Annotated in this window: 17 protein-coding genes; 9 read left to right on the top strand and 8 right to left on the bottom strand. The window is 65.0% G+C overall.

The genetic code is table 11. The features are described from left to right. Positions 1-2: 2 nt before the first annotated feature. Genes AC5WEY_RS03585 through AC5WEY_RS03600 form a run of 4 tightly spaced genes read right to left on the bottom strand, consistent with a single transcriptional unit; the run spans position 3 to position 4,174 of the window. Positions 3-680: a response regulator gene (locus AC5WEY_RS03585; protein WP_495644717.1), complete on the bottom strand. Its 678-nt coding sequence runs from the start codon at positions 678-680 to the stop codon at positions 3-5. Further along, complete coding sequence (locus tag AC5WEY_RS03590; RefSeq protein ID WP_495644718.1) at positions 677-3,214, bottom strand: DUF4118 domain-containing protein; 2,538 nt, start codon at positions 3,212-3,214, stop codon at positions 677-679. Before AC5WEY_RS03590 ends, AC5WEY_RS03585 begins: the two co-directional genes overlap by 4 nt. Beyond that, positions 3,174-3,632: a hypothetical protein gene (locus AC5WEY_RS03595; RefSeq protein WP_495644719.1), complete on the bottom strand. Its 459-nt coding sequence runs from the start codon at positions 3,630-3,632 to the stop codon at positions 3,174-3,176. The genes AC5WEY_RS03590 and AC5WEY_RS03595 overlap by 41 nt, the downstream gene beginning before the upstream one ends. Further along, positions 3,617-4,174 carry an RNA polymerase sigma factor gene (locus AC5WEY_RS03600; protein WP_495644720.1) on the bottom strand — a complete coding sequence of 186 codons (558 nt, stop codon included), beginning with the start codon at positions 4,172-4,174 and terminating at the stop codon, positions 3,617-3,619. The genes AC5WEY_RS03595 and AC5WEY_RS03600 overlap by 16 nt, the downstream gene beginning before the upstream one ends. A 179-nt stretch (positions 4,175-4,353) precedes the next feature. Between AC5WEY_RS03600 and AC5WEY_RS03605 the strand changes: the two genes are divergently transcribed. The 7 genes from AC5WEY_RS03605 to AC5WEY_RS03635 are packed head-to-tail and all read left to right on the top strand — an operon-like array spanning position 4,354 to position 7,124. Next, the gene (locus tag AC5WEY_RS03605) at positions 4,354-4,842 is read left to right on the top strand and encodes an Asp23/Gls24 family envelope stress response protein (RefSeq protein WP_032378652.1); all 489 of its coding nucleotides are present in this window, start codon (positions 4,354-4,356) and stop codon (positions 4,840-4,842) included. A gap of 11 nt (positions 4,843-4,853) precedes the next feature. Further along, a complete protein-coding gene (locus AC5WEY_RS03610; protein ID WP_057478469.1) occupies positions 4,854-5,129 on the top strand; it encodes an Asp23/Gls24 family envelope stress response protein in 276 nt (91 codons plus the stop codon). A gap of 4 nt (positions 5,130-5,133) precedes the next feature. Continuing rightward, positions 5,134-5,418 carry a hypothetical protein gene (locus tag AC5WEY_RS03615; protein ID WP_057478260.1) on the top strand — a complete coding sequence of 95 codons (285 nt, stop codon included), beginning with the start codon at positions 5,134-5,136 and terminating at the stop codon, positions 5,416-5,418. 39 nt (positions 5,419-5,457) lie between these two features. After that, positions 5,458-5,637, top strand: a complete 180-nt coding sequence (locus AC5WEY_RS03620; protein WP_495644721.1) for a hypothetical protein — start codon at positions 5,458-5,460, stop codon at positions 5,635-5,637. Further along, the gene (locus AC5WEY_RS03625) at positions 5,630-6,010 is read left to right on the top strand and encodes an Asp23/Gls24 family envelope stress response protein (RefSeq protein ID WP_495644722.1); all 381 of its coding nucleotides are present in this window, start codon (positions 5,630-5,632) and stop codon (positions 6,008-6,010) included. Before AC5WEY_RS03620 ends, AC5WEY_RS03625 begins: the two co-directional genes overlap by 8 nt. Further along, on the top strand, positions 6,007-6,549 hold the full coding sequence (locus AC5WEY_RS03630; RefSeq protein WP_495644723.1) for a DUF6286 domain-containing protein: 543 nt from the start codon (positions 6,007-6,009) through the stop codon (positions 6,547-6,549). Before AC5WEY_RS03625 ends, AC5WEY_RS03630 begins: the two co-directional genes overlap by 4 nt. Next, positions 6,546-7,124: a hypothetical protein gene (locus AC5WEY_RS03635; RefSeq protein ID WP_495644724.1), complete on the top strand. Its 579-nt coding sequence runs from the start codon at positions 6,546-6,548 to the stop codon at positions 7,122-7,124. The genes AC5WEY_RS03630 and AC5WEY_RS03635 overlap by 4 nt, the downstream gene beginning before the upstream one ends. Here AC5WEY_RS03635 and AC5WEY_RS03640 read toward each other — a convergent pair. Genes AC5WEY_RS03640 through AC5WEY_RS03650 form a run of 3 tightly spaced genes read right to left on the bottom strand, consistent with a single transcriptional unit; the run spans position 7,121 to position 10,735 of the window. Then, on the bottom strand, positions 7,121-8,077 hold the full coding sequence (locus AC5WEY_RS03640) for an endonuclease/exonuclease/phosphatase family protein (protein ID WP_495644725.1): 957 nt from the start codon (positions 8,075-8,077) through the stop codon (positions 7,121-7,123). The genes AC5WEY_RS03635 and AC5WEY_RS03640 overlap by 4 nt on opposite strands. A 15-nt stretch (positions 8,078-8,092) precedes the next feature. Further along, positions 8,093-9,391 carry a lipase family protein gene (locus tag AC5WEY_RS03645; protein ID WP_495644726.1) on the bottom strand — a complete coding sequence of 433 codons (1,299 nt, stop codon included), beginning with the start codon at positions 9,389-9,391 and terminating at the stop codon, positions 8,093-8,095. 60 nt (positions 9,392-9,451) lie between these two features. Beyond that, positions 9,452-10,735 (bottom strand): HNH endonuclease signature motif containing protein, encoded by a 1,284-nt coding sequence (locus AC5WEY_RS03650; RefSeq protein ID WP_495644727.1) that lies wholly within the window; start codon positions 10,733-10,735, stop codon positions 9,452-9,454. A gap of 181 nt (positions 10,736-10,916) precedes the next feature. On the opposite strand from AC5WEY_RS03650, the gene AC5WEY_RS03655 reads away from it, so the two are divergent. Both AC5WEY_RS03655 and lppU read left to right on the top strand, forming a co-directional pair. Continuing rightward, positions 10,917-12,140, top strand: a complete 1,224-nt coding sequence (locus tag AC5WEY_RS03655; protein WP_495645517.1) for a molybdopterin-dependent oxidoreductase — start codon at positions 10,917-10,919, stop codon at positions 12,138-12,140. A gap of 115 nt (positions 12,141-12,255) precedes the next feature. After that, complete coding sequence (gene lppU / locus AC5WEY_RS03660) at positions 12,256-12,858, top strand: LppU family putative lipoprotein (RefSeq protein ID WP_495645518.1); 603 nt, start codon at positions 12,256-12,258, stop codon at positions 12,856-12,858. Here lppU and AC5WEY_RS03665 read toward each other — a convergent pair. Then, complete coding sequence (locus AC5WEY_RS03665) at positions 12,855-13,625, bottom strand: class I SAM-dependent methyltransferase (protein WP_495644728.1); 771 nt, start codon at positions 13,623-13,625, stop codon at positions 12,855-12,857. The two genes, lppU and AC5WEY_RS03665, sit on opposite strands and share 4 nt — an antisense overlap. Positions 13,626-13,640 lie beyond the last annotated feature (15 nt).

The following is a 13,640-nucleotide window of genomic DNA, read 5'->3' on the forward strand; positions in this document are numbered from 1 at the left end:
GGTCAGCTCACGAATCGGTAACCCATACCGGTCTCGGTGATCAGATGCACCGGGGCCGCCGGGTCGCGTTCCAGTTTTTGCCGCAACTGGCCGAGATAGATTCGTAGATAATGTGTTTCACGCTCGTGCCCGGGGCCCCAGACGGTGCGCAGTATGTCCTTCTGCGATACCAGCTTGCCCTCGTTGCGTACGAGCAGTTCGAGGACGCCCCATTCGGTGCGGGTCAGGTGAACGTTCTCGCCGGCTCGGACAACGGTTTTCGCGGCCAGATCGACGGTGAAGTCCGCGGTCTCGACCAGAGGATCGGTCACGGTCTGCGGGCCGCGGCGCAGGGCCGCGCGTACACGTGCCAGCAACTCGTCCATCCCGAAGGGCTTGGTCACGAAGTCGTCGGCACCGGCATCGAGTGCCTCGACGGTATCGGCCGAGTCGGTCCGTGCCGAGAGCACCAGAATCGGCACCTCGGTCCAGCCGCGCAGTCCGGCGATGACGTCGATACCGTCGATGTCGGGTAGGCCGAGATCGAGAATCACGATGTCCGGGTGGAAGTTCGCAGCCACTCGCAGCGCCTCGCCACCCGTTGCGGCAGTGACCACCTCGAACCCGCGCACATTGAGATTGATCCGCAGCGCTCGCACGATCTGTGGCTCGTCGTCGACGACGAGCACCCGCACCTTCACCTGCTCGCCGCCTTCAGCTCGACCGTCATCGTCAGCCCGCCGCCGACGGTGTTCGATGCCGTGACGGTACCGCCCATGGCCCGAACGAATCCGCGCACCACCGACAGTCCCAGCCCGACGCCTATCGAATTGTCGCGGTCACCGAGTCGTTGGAACGCGTCGAACATCGTGTCCTCGGTTCCCTCGCTGATTCCGGGGCCGTGATCGACGACGGAGATGGATGCCCTCTCGCCGTGCGCCGAGGCCGTGACGGTGATGTCACCGGCGGGGGCGTACCGGGCGCTGTTGTCCACCAGGTTCGCGAGCACACGTTCGAGCAGACCAGGGTCTGCCAGAACCTCGACGTCACCCACCTCGACCCGCACCCGATCGCCTGCCCTCGTTCTGTCGACACCGACCAGTGCACCGCTCAGCACGTCGTCGACGAAGACGGGACGCAGACTCGGTTGCACCACACCGGCTTGCAGCCGCGAGGAGTCGAGCAGATTGCTCACCAGAGCGGTCAGCTGATCGGCCGATTCGTCGATGGTGGCGAGCAACTCGTCGGTGTCCTCGGGTGAGAACTGAACGTCGGTGCTGCGCAGAGACGAGGACGCCGCCTTGACGGCGGACAGCGGCGTCCGGAGATCGTGGCTGACGGCCGAGAGCAGTGCTCGACGAAGCGCGTCGGCCTCGGCGAGCGCGTTGGCGCGGCTGGCTTCCTCGGCCAGCCGTGCCTGACGGACCATGCCCGCAGCCTGGTTGGCCACCGCTGCCAATACGCGTCGATCGTGTGCGCGCGTGCGCTCTCCGACGAGCAACAGAGTGAAGTCGCCCGCATCGACCTCGGTATCGGCCCCGGCTCGGTTCTCTGGGGTCTGCGCGCCTGCACTGCCCACCACCGTCTGAGACTGGTTGTCCCACAGCGCAACACCGGTCTGCCGATAGGTCTCGCGGGCGCGCTCGAGCAGTGCCGTCAGGTCCGCTCCGCGCAGCACCGATCCGGCGAACAACGTCAACAGCTCGGCTTCCTGCGTTGCCCTCCGTGCCTGACGCGTTCGCCGGGCCGCAGCGTCGACGAGGGCGGCAACGGCAACGGCCACGACGAGCAGCACCACGGTGACGACGAAGTTTTCCGGCTCGGCGATGGTGAGGCTGTACCGGGGTGTGGTGAAGAAGTAGTTGAGCAGGAATCCCGCGATCAGCGCCGACAGTGCCGCCGGCGCAACCCCTCCCAACAGTGCGACACAGAGCACCACCATGAAGAACAGGGCGCTCTCGCCGCTGGAGTCGAAGTTCGGTCCGACTGTGCTCAGTACGGCGGCGGCGAGGCAGGGCACCAGTACAGCGGCGACCCACGCCAGAATGCGACGTCGTCCCGAATCGACCTGCATGCCCCGGCGGCGGGCTTGCTCGGCGTGAGTGACCATGTGCACGTCGATCTTTCCCGAGTTCTGCACCACTGCTGCGCCGATACCCTCGTCCAGGATCCGCGCCGCGCGCGACCGTCTCGAGGTACCGATCACCAGCTGCGTTGCATTCACCCCTCGGGCGAAGTCGAGCAGAGTCGTCGGTACGTCGACGCCGACGACGCTGTGTACGCTGGCCCCGAGTCCGGCGGCGAGTTTTCGAACCGAGCCCATCTGCGGTGCCGACACACCCATCAGTCCGTCGCCGCGGACGATGTGCAACACCATCAGCTCCGCGCTGGACTTCGAGGCGATACGACTGGCGCGGCGAAGCAGCGTCTCCGATTCCGGTCCGCCGGTCACGGCCACCACCACGCGCTCACGGGCTTCCCACGTCTCGGTGATGCGATTGTCCTTGCGGTACTTCACCAATGCCGCGTCCACCTGGTCGGCGATCCACAGCAGTGCGAGTTCGCGCAGCGCCGTCAGGTTGCCGCCTCGGAAGTAATTGCTCAGCGCCGAGTCGACCTTCTCGGGGGCGTACACGTTGCCGTGCCGGAGTCGACTGCGTAGCGCTTCGGGAGTGATGTCGACCAGTTCCACCTCGTCGGCCGCACGAACGATGCTGTCGGGCACTGTCTCTCGCTGCGGTACCCCGGTGATCTGCTGCACCACGTCGTTGAGCGATTCGAGATGCTGGACATTGAGTGTCGAGATGACGTCGATGCCGGCGTCGAGCATCACGTCGACGTCCTGCCACCGCTTACCGTGTGCGCTGCCGGGGGTATTGGTGTGCGCGAGTTCATCGACGAGCACCACCTGAGGCTTCCGCGCCAGGACGGCGTCGAGATCGAGTTCCTGCGCGGACGACCCCCGATATTCGACGGTCGCCATCGGCAGCACCTCGATACCGTCGAGAGCCTCGATCGTCCGAGCACGCCCGTGCGTCTCGACCACTGCTGCCACGACGTCGCAGCCCTGGCTGCTCAGCCGACGGGCCTCCCCGAGCATGGCGAAGGTCTTCCCGACGCCTGGTGCTGCGCCCAGGTAGATCCGCAGCTCACCTCGGTCCGCCAACGTCTGTCTCCTCAACCGGCCGGTGCAGCTAGCGCTCCTCGATGTCGTCGACGCGTATCTCGACCACATCGCGCCCGAGGGTGACGCCCAGCAGGTCCGACACGGTATCGATCGCGATGGTCGCCAACTCGTCTCCCGCGGCCTGCAGGTCGTCGCCGTAGACCCCGATCACTGCGACGAACAGACCGATGCACGCATGGTCGTCCACGTCGAGGTCGATCTCGGTGGGCTGTGCACCGTGCACGTCCGCCAATGCACGACGAATTGTCGTCTTGACGATGTGGTCGCTGACCCGCAGTGAGTCCGCCGGTCCGGCAGCAGAATTCGAGGGGAACGCGCTGTCGATGGGCCACGTGCGTCTGGTCGTGTTGCGTACCTTCGTCAGGATGGACGCGCTGATATCCACCCAATTCGGTTCCTGTGGTGCGTCCCGAAGTTCGGTGGCAGCACGCGCGAGAACCGAATCCGGCTCTACTGGGTTCGCCATGTTGCCAACCTTTCGCTCAATGTTGCTCGTGCTCTGGTCAACTGACCACGTACTGCTCCGGCGGAGAGGGTCATGATGGCGCCGATCTCGGGGTGCGTCAGGCCTTCCACCTCGCGGAGCAACCAGCAGGCCCGCTGACGGTAGGGCAGCTCGGCGAGCGCGGTGCCCAGCTCGGCCATGAAGCTGTCGGCCTCGACATCGGCCCCGGGATCGCTGCCCACGCCGGTGCTCTTGCGCTCGAATACCCAATCTTCCGCGGGTGGAACGCTACGACGTCGTCGATGATCGATCACCTTGTGCGACACCAATGAAAACAGCCAGGTTCGTAGGGCCGAGTCCCCACGGAAATTGTCGAGGCCCTTCCACGCTGCCACGAAGGCGTCCTGCACCACCTCTTCGGCGGCACCTTGATCGGACAGCATATTGCGCGCGTACCGAAACATCTCCGGGCCGTAACGTCTGACAATCTCCTCGAACGCATCGGTCTCGCCGAGCGCAGCTGCGCCGACGAGAACGCGGTCCGACGCGTCTACCCACTCCATCGGGCCCCCGTTCACTTCATCGTGGTCGTCGATCACGCAAGTCTTTCGGTACCGGTTCTACCAGTAGACGTAATCTATGACGTAGGTCACTTTATGTGGACGTGTGTTTCGACCACCGAGCTACGACCAACTCCTGTCACACACTGAACCACCAGACACCGAAACGAAGAGAGGCATTCATGAGCTCCACGACGGACACCAAGGCAACCGTATCCGCAGCAGGCGAAGGAAAGACCGACATCACCACCAAGTCGGATTCGGTACTCGTCAGCTCGCAGGGCCGCACCACCATTGCCGATACCGTCGTCTCCAAGATTGCCGGCATCGCCACCCGTGAGGTCCAGGGAGTGCACGCCGTCGGCGGCGGAGCCAGCCGTGCGATCGGCGCTCTCCGTGAGCGCATCCCCGGTGCCCGAGTCAACCAGTCGCAGGGTGTCTCGGTCGAGGTCGGCGAGCGTCAGGCAGCAGTCGACATCGACATCGTCGCCGATTACGGCGTGTCCATCGCAGACCTCGCAGCGGGCATCCGCCGCAACGTCATCAACGCCGTCGAGCGCATGACCGGCCTCGAGGTCACCGAGGTCAACATCGTGGTCCACGACATCTACCTCGACGACGGCTCGGACGACGACGACACCACCGAGCCCGCCACCACCCGAGTGCAGTGACCGAGCCGCACATGACGGATCGTGACAAGTCCGAGGACATCGCCGACGCCGTACTGGCTATCGACGGTGTCGTCGGGCTGCACGGCGGCATGTTCGGTGAGGCCGCGACGTACCTGCCCGGGCGCCGGATCGCCGGTGTCCGAAGCAACGAAGACGGAACCGAGGTTCACGTGACCTTGGAGTTCGGTGTCGCGGTCCGCGAGACCGCCGACGCCGTGCGTCGCACAGTGGCAGCGATGGTCGACGGCCCCGTGCACGTCACCGTCGAGGACATTGTGCGAGTCTGACCAGGTGAACGAGCCCGCAGCGCACCACCGAGCCGCCGAGTACAAGGCGGCTCGGCGCGCTGTGGCACGCGAACATCACCCCGACATCGGCGGGGATCCGGCTCGCTACATGGCCGAACTCGCCGAGGTCGACCGCAGGTTCGCTGTTCTACCGTCGGCACCGATCAATTCCGCCAGCGCGCCGACCGTGTTCCGCGCCTCGCCGATCCCGTCCCCACTGCGAACCCTGCCCAAGCGGATCGCTCGCATCCGCAAGCGCGTCACCCGGCGCAACTACTTCGACATCTGACACCGCTGAATCTGATACCTCTGACTGGAGATCAAGACCATGACCACTGCAACCATCGGTTTGTTCGTGGGACTTCTGCTGGCCGTCGCCGCAGCGGCCGGCGGTTTCACCGGCTTTCTCATCGCCGTCGTCCTCGGCGGCCTCGGTTTCTTCGTCGGACGCTACATCGACGGCGAACTGGACCTGAACTCGATCATGCGTGGTCGCGGTCGTGACTGAGACAGCGGTGGCCGAAACACTGAACGACCCCGGTGAGCGAGGCTCACTGGAAATCAAGCACAAAGCCGTCGAGCGCCTTGCGGTTCTTGCAGCTCGCGGCACCGAATCGGTCACCGACCGCAACCCCGGGCTGCGCGTCCTCGGTGGACGTGACCTGCCGAAGGCCGACGTGACGATCACCGGAACGCGTGTCCGTGCGCAGGTTGCGGTAGCCGTCACGTGGCCGTCACCGCTGGCGAAGGTCGCCGCGAACGTCCGCGCGGCCGTGGCCAGAGATCTGTCCGAGCTGGGCATCTACACCGTCGACCGAGTCGACGTGACCGTCCAATGCGTGCCTGCCGAAGACACTGTCGAAGAAGGGAGAGTGCAATGAGCGACAAGCCGAGCAAGAAGCCGGTAGCCAGCCCTACCGCCGCCATCCCTGCTGTTCTGTTCGCACTCGTCCTCATCGCTGCCGGGGTGGTCCTCGGACGCGAGGCGTTGCTGAAGCTCGGCGCGCTCGACGGCTCCGAATGGGTCGGCCCCGCGGCTGCACAGTTGGACGGACTCACCGCGCAGAGTTGGATGCTGCCCGGCGGCATCGCCGCCGTCGTCGTCGGTTTCATCCTCGTATTCGTCGCCATTCGTCCGCGCCGACGTACCCATCGCGCGCTGACCGAGCAGGATGTCTGGCTCCGCAAGGGTGACGTCGCCGCAGTGGCTCGCGCCGCCGCACTCGACAACGCGGGAGTCGATTCCGCGACGGCCAAGGCAGGCAACAAGAAGGTCACCGTCGCCGCGTCCACCGTCACCGGCACCGACACCTCGGCCTTGAAATCCTCGATCGTCACCTCCGTGGACGATGCCCTCCGCCCACTCGCGTCGGCACCGAAAGTCCGCACCCGAGTGCGAACGACAGGACAAGCCTCATGAAGCGCGCTACCGCGTCCCTCGATAGAACCAGTACAGCGGTCGTCGGGCTCGCACTGATCGCCCTCGGCGGCGGAGCCATCGCCTGGGAACGCGGCAAGTTCCCCGGCCGCGAACGAATCGATGCCGCGTTCGTCGACACCACAGTCGACGCTGGGTGGTGGCCCTGGGCACTCGGAGCAGCCGCGATCGTCCTCGTTCTCCTCGGCCTCTGGTGGCTGCTCGCGCACCTGCCGCGCCGTTCGGTCGGCACCGTCGCGTTCGCCTCCACACCGGATTCCGACGTGGACGGCAGGCTCAGCGTCGATCTGACCACCGCCGCCAAGAGTGCGGCGAAATCGTTGGCCGCCCACGAAGGTGTCGTCACCGCGTCCGGTCGCTCGGTGTCCGACCGCGGCGAGCGGGTCGTCGAGATCACCGCCACCCTCGATCCCACGGTGGCGTCGCTCGATACGGTCTCGGCAGCGGCAGCGCAGACGCGTAACGACATCGTGACGTCACTCGACGGCACCCCCGCTGCAGTGCGAATCCTGTTGCAGTGCGGCAAGTCTCGGAAGCAGTCCGCTCGCGTGAGCTAGAACTCGATCTCCCCGATCAGGCCGTGATGGTCCGATCCGGGGAGATCGATTCTTTGCAGTGATCGAGCGTGTCCGGTGTTGGACAGGATGTGATCGATGCCGACGACAGCGGGCGTGCCCTTGTCCGTGGGATACGTGGGCACCAAGCCCTTCCCCACTTGCGCTGCAGCGTCGGAGTATCCAGCATCGAGAAGGTTGCGGAACTTCTTGTGCGAATAGGTCGTATTGAAGTCCCCACTGACGATCACCGGCCCGGTGCCGGACACGGCCACCAGATCGTCTCGGAGAGTGTCCAATTCAGCGGTCCAGATGTCTGCCGGAGTGATGTAGGCAGGGCCCGGATGCACGGCCAGCAACGAGATCGGCTCCGAGTCGGGGACCTCGATTCGGGTCGCCAAATTCATCGGACCGTACCCGTCGAGCTCACGGCTGTCCGATAACGGCAGCCGACTGTAAATTCCGGCCCCACCGCCGCCCGTCACGTACGGCCGAAGATAGCTGTAGGGAAAGAGCTCGTCCATGCCGGCGTCACGCAGACCGATCACCGACTCGTCGGTCAATTCCTGAATCGTGACCACGTCGACCGAATTGTCGCGGGCCTGACCGACCACGGCGGTCGGATCAGCGCGGCCCACCATCAAATTTGCCTGCATCACGCGCAGCCGCACACCGTCGGAGGTCGGTTCGGCGTCGGCGACGTAGAGCGGTGCGTAGGAGAATGCGCCCGCCGCCAGCACGAGCGTCGAGACTCCCGCGAGAATCCAGCGCCTGCCTATCAGCGCCACCAGGGCACCGAGCACAACAGCGATGAACATCAACGGGACGAACGACGCCAGCGCGATCAGCACGTTGACGCGAGTGTCGGAGTAGTAGACGCCCAACGCCACCAGCCCGGTCAGGATGCCCAGGGTCGCGATCGTGCCGGTGAGTATCCGTACCCAAGTTCGCTGCATAGGGCTCGAGGGTAGCTACGCCCGGACGCCGATGGTGAGTGCTCTGAACGTCGTCCAGGTCAGCGACACGAGACCACGAACCGCCGCGAACGAGAACGCCGTGGACCACACCGTCTGCGTCGAGGGACCGGGCAGCGGCACACCGGCGAACCGATCCGCCAGCCAATCCAACGTCAGCGGCGCGCTGAGCGGATGGAGCGACAGGTGCTCGCTCAGCCGATCTCGCAGGTACGTCACGTGGGCACCGGCTTCGTTGTACCGCTCGACCTGTCCGTCGACGTCGTCGACGGCGATGATCTGATCGTGCACCGCCTGGATCACCAGCAGCGGAGCCGTCGGGGCGATGCGACCGGGCTGGATGTCGAGGAACACCTGCACGATCTCGGGCAACGCCAACAGATCGGCCAGCGGGATGTCGATGTAGTTGTCCAGATCGTGACGAGCCAGTGCGGCGACGGCTCGGACCGTCGTCATCGACTCGACGGAATCCAGAATGCGCATTCCGTCCTCGTTGACGTACTCGCGAACGACCCGATCCAGTTCGGGGTAGGTGCGCCGCAAACCAGCCACCACCAGCGTCGGCAACGCTGCATGCAGCGTTGCATTGAGCCGGGTGAACGCCGAACCCGGATCTCCGACGGGCGAACCGAGCGCGGCACCGACCAACTCGATCTCCGGCGCGTACTCCGGTGCCATCTCCGCTGCCCAGGACGTCGCGAGCCCGCCGCCCGAGTAACCCCACAGCGCAACCGGCGTGCTGCTGTTCAATTCGAGCGGCTCGAACGACAGCGCCGCGCGGATGGCGTCGAGCGTGCAGAACCCGGGTTCCTGCGGCGAGCCCCAGTGACCGTCCGGGCCCTCATGATCGGGAATCGAGATGGTCCACCCGCGGCGCAGGGCATGCAGGACCACCAGGAACTCGAACTGCGGAACTGCACCGACAGCCTTCGAGCCGCGCCGCAGCGCGTAGGACGGAAAACACGAGGACGCGACGCCGTCGATGGCGCACTGGTACGACAGCAACACCGGTTCGGCATCGTGCGGCCGCAACACAGTGGTGACGCTGGCCTGCGGTAGACCGGCCAGTTCGGCGGTGCGGTACAGCAGCTGCCACGCATCGACTCGCTGGCGCACGCGTCCGAACATCGCGACCTCTACCGGTCGCACCTTGAGGATCGTCCCCGGCAGGGCCGCTTCGTAGCCCTCGGGTGCGGCGTAGAACGGATCGTCCTCGGGCCTGGTCGCGTCGTCGCGGCTCGGCCATCGTTCCACCGGCCAGGACTGTTCGTCCTCCATCGATCTGTCGACGCTCATATCCCACCGCTTCTTGTCCGAGTCTCTTCGTCACACTAACTTGCCCTGTATCGCCGCATTTCATGCAGCCTGCTGCCAGTTGGTGATCAGAACATCGGTCGCGTAGCTCAGATCGAGGCCTTCTCCGCCCCAGTTGGGGACTATGGCGTCGGGTGCGATCCCGTCGTATCGTCGCCGAAATTCGTCCGCGTCACCGGACATCGCCGGCGCGTGAATCATCGCGATTCCTGACGGGTGGTGAAACGAGAAGCGTTGATCTCCAAGGGCTTCGATGATGAAATATCCGTCGTGCAGCGCTCGATGATGTTCGCCGCACAGCAGGACCAGATTGTCGAGTGAGGTCGGACCTCCCCGTGAGCGGTACGTGACGTGATGAGCATGCAGAAATCGGGTGCGCCCGCAGCCGGGAACCGTGCAGCATCGATCTCGAATGATCAACTGACGCAACTGCGTTCGGCTCGGGTCCTTGGCAGTCGAACTCCAGCGCACAGTTTTTCCCAGCCGGCCGTGGCCGACGGTTCGCATGACCGCAGAACACAGCACCTGCGCAAGCGTCTCGTCGTCGAGGCCTGGCCCGTCGTCGAAATGGGCATGATCGTGACCCGCTTCGTCGACGCCACCGATGTGCACCAACACTTCCGCAGCCGGTGAAACGACCGGTGAATCCAGCGCAGCGCAGACCATCTCGGCCATGGCGACCAACGCCGGCACCGGGTTGGGCGGCGCTGGGGCCGCCCGGTCACCCTCGGATTCGCCCTCGGTTCGCTTGCGCTCGTACTCAGCCTTGGTCAATGCCGCGAGAAGCCGCTTGCCTTCCTCGGGCCGAAAGCGTGCCGTCAGCACGAGCGAGCCGTCGTCCTCGTCCCAGCGCCACCGCCCGACGCATGGATCGAGGTCGACGCCGTTACCCCTGGTGGGCCGCATCGCCCTCTTCAGGCCACGGCACAGGCGCTCGATATGCGCCGCCGGTGCATCGAGTGCCTTCTGCAGCAATGACGCCTCGTTCTCGGGTGTGGCCACCCGCGTCATTGCCCGCACCTTCGAATACGACACCGTGCCGCTCAGGTAAGCAGAGGTGATCAACGGCAACTCTCGCATGGCCTTGGCGACTCGCACCTGCTCACGGGCCGTATGCAGATCGACTCCCGCACGCCAGGACAACCAGTGCGCACACGACCGAACCTCCCACCCCGCCCATCCGCGTCGAGCATCGAACTCGCCCACCAGGATCAAGTACTGCGCCGACGCTGCCGCTATCTGCCCGGCCAGCGCGCAGATCTCGGTCGCGATGTCATCCAGTGCGATCCGCCCGGCCTCGGATCCCGTCTCGGACATGTCGATCATGAACGCCCCCATTCATCGAATGCATGTTCGACAAAGGTATGGCAAGGCGCCGACAAGAACTCGAAACAGACAGGAAAAACGTCCCCGCGGGGACGTCTTCGAGCTTGGTTGCCGACCGGCGGGCCCGGCAGGGGAGCCGGCCACGAGACATCCGACATCGGAGGGGCAGCGAATGCTCTACATGGCCGACGCCCGCAACTCACCCGTGCGCTTTCGCAGTCCGCTGCGCGGGACGTGGTTGACGTCGCTGTTCGGCGCGGTGCTGCTTGTAGCTCTACCGATCGTCATCGTGACCGGCCTGCTCTCCTACATCGCGTACGGTCCCCAGTTCGGCCAGGCCATGCCGGGAGCCGTCGGGTGGCTGCGGTTGCCGTTCTTCGACTGGCCGACCGATCCCGCCTGGCTGTATCAACTCACCCAGGGCCTACATGTCGGCTTGGGTCTGATCATCGTGCCGCTCGTGATCGCAAAACTGTGGTCTGTGATGCCCAAGCTCGTCGAGTTGCCGCCGGTTCGTTCGCCTGCGCACGCACTCGAGCGACTGTCTCTGTTGGCGCTCGTCGGCGGTCTGCTGTTCGAGATCGTCACCGGTGTTCTCAACATCCAGTACGACTACGTGTTCGGCTTCGACTTCTACGCGGCGCACTACTTCGGTGCCTGGGTGTTCATCGCCGGATTCCTCGTCCACCTCGGTCTCAAGGTTCCGTTGATGTGGCGCACCTTGCGGTCCGAGTCGTTGATGGACGTGCTGCGTGCCCGCAACGAGTCCCCCGACCAGGGTCCCACGACAACGATGAACCGCCGCGGCGCAATAGGATTGGTAGCTGCTGGGATGGGTTTCGTGGCTGTGCTGACGGTCGGCCAGACGGTCGGAGGTGTACTACGCAAGGCCGCGATTCTGCTGCCGCGCGGTCGCTCCTACGGCGATGGCCCCAACGACTTCCAGATCAATCGGACCGCGGAAGCGGCAGGAATCACCGAGGCACAGACCGGAGCCGACTGGCAACTGACTGTCGCCGGCGCAGCCGAGAACTCCGTTCCAGTGGTGCTCTCCCGCGGCAGGCTGCTGTCGATGCCGCAACGCACTGCCGAACTTCCCATCGCCTGCGTCGAAGGGTGGTCGACGACTCAGACGTGGACCGGCATCCCGTTGGCGGAACTCGCCGCCCTTGCGGGTGTACCCGAACCACGATCGGCCGAGGTGATCTCGCTCGAGCAGAACGGCGCTTTCACTCGCGCAGTTCTTCAGGGAAATCAAGCAGTACACCCCGATTCGTTGTTGGCGTTGAAAGTGAACGGCGTGGATCTCTCGCTCGATCACGGTTTCCCAGCGAGGGTGATCGTGCCTGCGCTGCCCGGCGTGCACAACACCAAGTGGGTCTCGTCGATCGTGTTCCGTTCGTGACTTCGACAACTTTCCAAATCTCGGTGAATGGTAAAGAATCTTTTTTCGGTAGCCCGCGGGGTTGCCGACGAAGGAGTACTTCTTCGCCTGGATGAGTCCAGAAGGTCACACCACGATGCACGCACTGTCCAGAGGGTTCCTTACCGCGGGTGCACTGTTCACGCTGTTCTTCGCAGCAGCCTGCTCGTCGACCGACTCGGGCAACGCCGTTGCCGCAGACACCACCACCGCATCCTCGACGTCGGCCGCTGCCACCACCACCGACGACGTCTCGGGCCAGGAGGGCATCGACGCCGGCGGCTCCACCGACATCGACGTCGAGATCGGTCAATGCGTCCGACTCGGCGGGACGATGACGGCCGCCACCATCGAGAACGCCGAATGCGGCAGCATGGAATCGAACTACAAGGTCATCGCCAAGGCCGAGCAGAACGAGCAGTGCCCCACCGACGTGAATCAAACGTATTACGAGACTCTCGACGGCGTGGAGCAGGGCGCGCTGTGCCTCGACGTCGATTGGGTCGTCGACGGATGCATGAGTGTTCCCACCGGCGGCATCGACGAGCCCGCACGTGTCGACTGCAGCGACCCCAGCGCGACCGACGTCGAACAGGTCACCGAGATCAAGACCGGTACCGCTGACCCCAACGACTGCCCTGAGGGCGGATTCGCTTACGACGCACGGCAATTCGTCGTGTGCACCACAACGATCTCCTAGCCCTTTCCGTCCCGCCTCGCTGTCATCATCTGGGTCACGTAGTGATAGTCCACGTGCCCGTGCTCGGTGATCGCCGCGTGCACTGCGTTCAACACTTCGTCGCGCCGCGCGTCGTCGAGAATCAGATGGCTCGAATAGGTTGCAGCCATCGCACAGAATTCGTCCGCGGTGTAGCGCTGAACCCAGCTGTATGTCGAGGACGACCAGGGACCGAAGCCGTCGGCCCGAGGAACGGTCGATTCCGATTGCGCACCGAGAGATCGGGCAAGCAGCGGTGCTGCGTCGGGTTCGGTTGCGTCGTAGGCCGCTCTGACCGCATCCCACGTCGGCCCGTCGAGGTCGCCCGGCATGTTCCACCACAGCCGGAGTGCTCCCCCCGGGACCAACGCGCGCGCCGCGACTGCCGCTCCTTGTTCGTGGTTCACCCAATGCCAGGACTGCGCGGCGGCGACGACATCGAACGACGCCGGCTCGACTACGCACTCCTCGAATCGCGACACCTGCACCTCGACGTCGAGATTCTCGGTACGACGCCGAACGACCTCCGCCATCTCCGAATCCGGTTCCACCGCAACGACGGATGCACCCAGCTCGCCCAACGCAACGGTGGCTTTACCGGTACCGGATCCGGCCTCGAGTACTCGCAGCCTGCCTCCGGTCACGATGTCCGCGTACAGCTCGGCGGGGTAGCCGGGTCGGGCGCGGTCGTAATTCTCCGCAACTCGGCCGAAGGTCAGTCCACGTTCCGGTTGCACATACTCTGACATGTTAGCCAGAGTACC

This window comes from Rhodococcoides sp. S146-33, assembly GCF_059489205.1.

Bases quoted from the DNA above. Each gene is read 5' to 3' on its own strand.
- AC5WEY_RS03655 (WP_495645517.1), top strand. From the start codon at position 10,917: ATGGCCGACGCCCGCAACTCACCCGTGCGCTTTCGCAGTCCGCTGCGC.
- AC5WEY_RS03635 (WP_495644724.1), top strand. From the start codon at position 6,546: ATGAAGCGCGCTACCGCGTCCCTCGATAGAACCAGTACAGCGGTCGTC.
- AC5WEY_RS03600 (WP_495644720.1), bottom strand. From the start codon at position 4,174: ATGGAGTGGGTAGACGCGTCGGACCGCGTTCTCGTCGGCGCAGCTGCG.
- AC5WEY_RS03620 (WP_495644721.1), top strand. From the start codon at position 5,458: ATGACCACTGCAACCATCGGTTTGTTCGTGGGACTTCTGCTGGCCGTC.
- AC5WEY_RS03605 (WP_032378652.1), top strand. From the start codon at position 4,354: ATGAGCTCCACGACGGACACCAAGGCAACCGTATCCGCAGCAGGCGAA.
- AC5WEY_RS03610 (WP_057478469.1), top strand. From the start codon at position 4,854: ATGACGGATCGTGACAAGTCCGAGGACATCGCCGACGCCGTACTGGCT.
- AC5WEY_RS03645 (WP_495644726.1), bottom strand. From the start codon at position 9,391: ATGAGCGTCGACAGATCGATGGAGGACGAACAGTCCTGGCCGGTGGAA.
- AC5WEY_RS03630 (WP_495644723.1), top strand. From the start codon at position 6,007: ATGAGCGACAAGCCGAGCAAGAAGCCGGTAGCCAGCCCTACCGCCGCC.
- AC5WEY_RS03595 (WP_495644719.1), bottom strand. From the start codon at position 3,632: ATGGCGAACCCAGTAGAGCCGGATTCGGTTCTCGCGCGTGCTGCCACC.
- AC5WEY_RS03640 (WP_495644725.1), bottom strand. From the start codon at position 8,077: ATGCAGCGAACTTGGGTACGGATACTCACCGGCACGATCGCGACCCTG.
- AC5WEY_RS03650 (WP_495644727.1), bottom strand. From the start codon at position 10,735: ATGATCGACATGTCCGAGACGGGATCCGAGGCCGGGCGGATCGCACTG.
- AC5WEY_RS03665 (WP_495644728.1), bottom strand. From the start codon at position 13,625: ATGTCAGAGTATGTGCAACCGGAACGTGGACTGACCTTCGGCCGAGTT.
- AC5WEY_RS03590 (WP_495644718.1), bottom strand. From the start codon at position 3,214: ATGTGGTCGAGATACGCGTCGACGACATCGAGGAGCGCTAGCTGCACC.
- lppU (WP_495645518.1), top strand. From the start codon at position 12,256: ATGCACGCACTGTCCAGAGGGTTCCTTACCGCGGGTGCACTGTTCACG.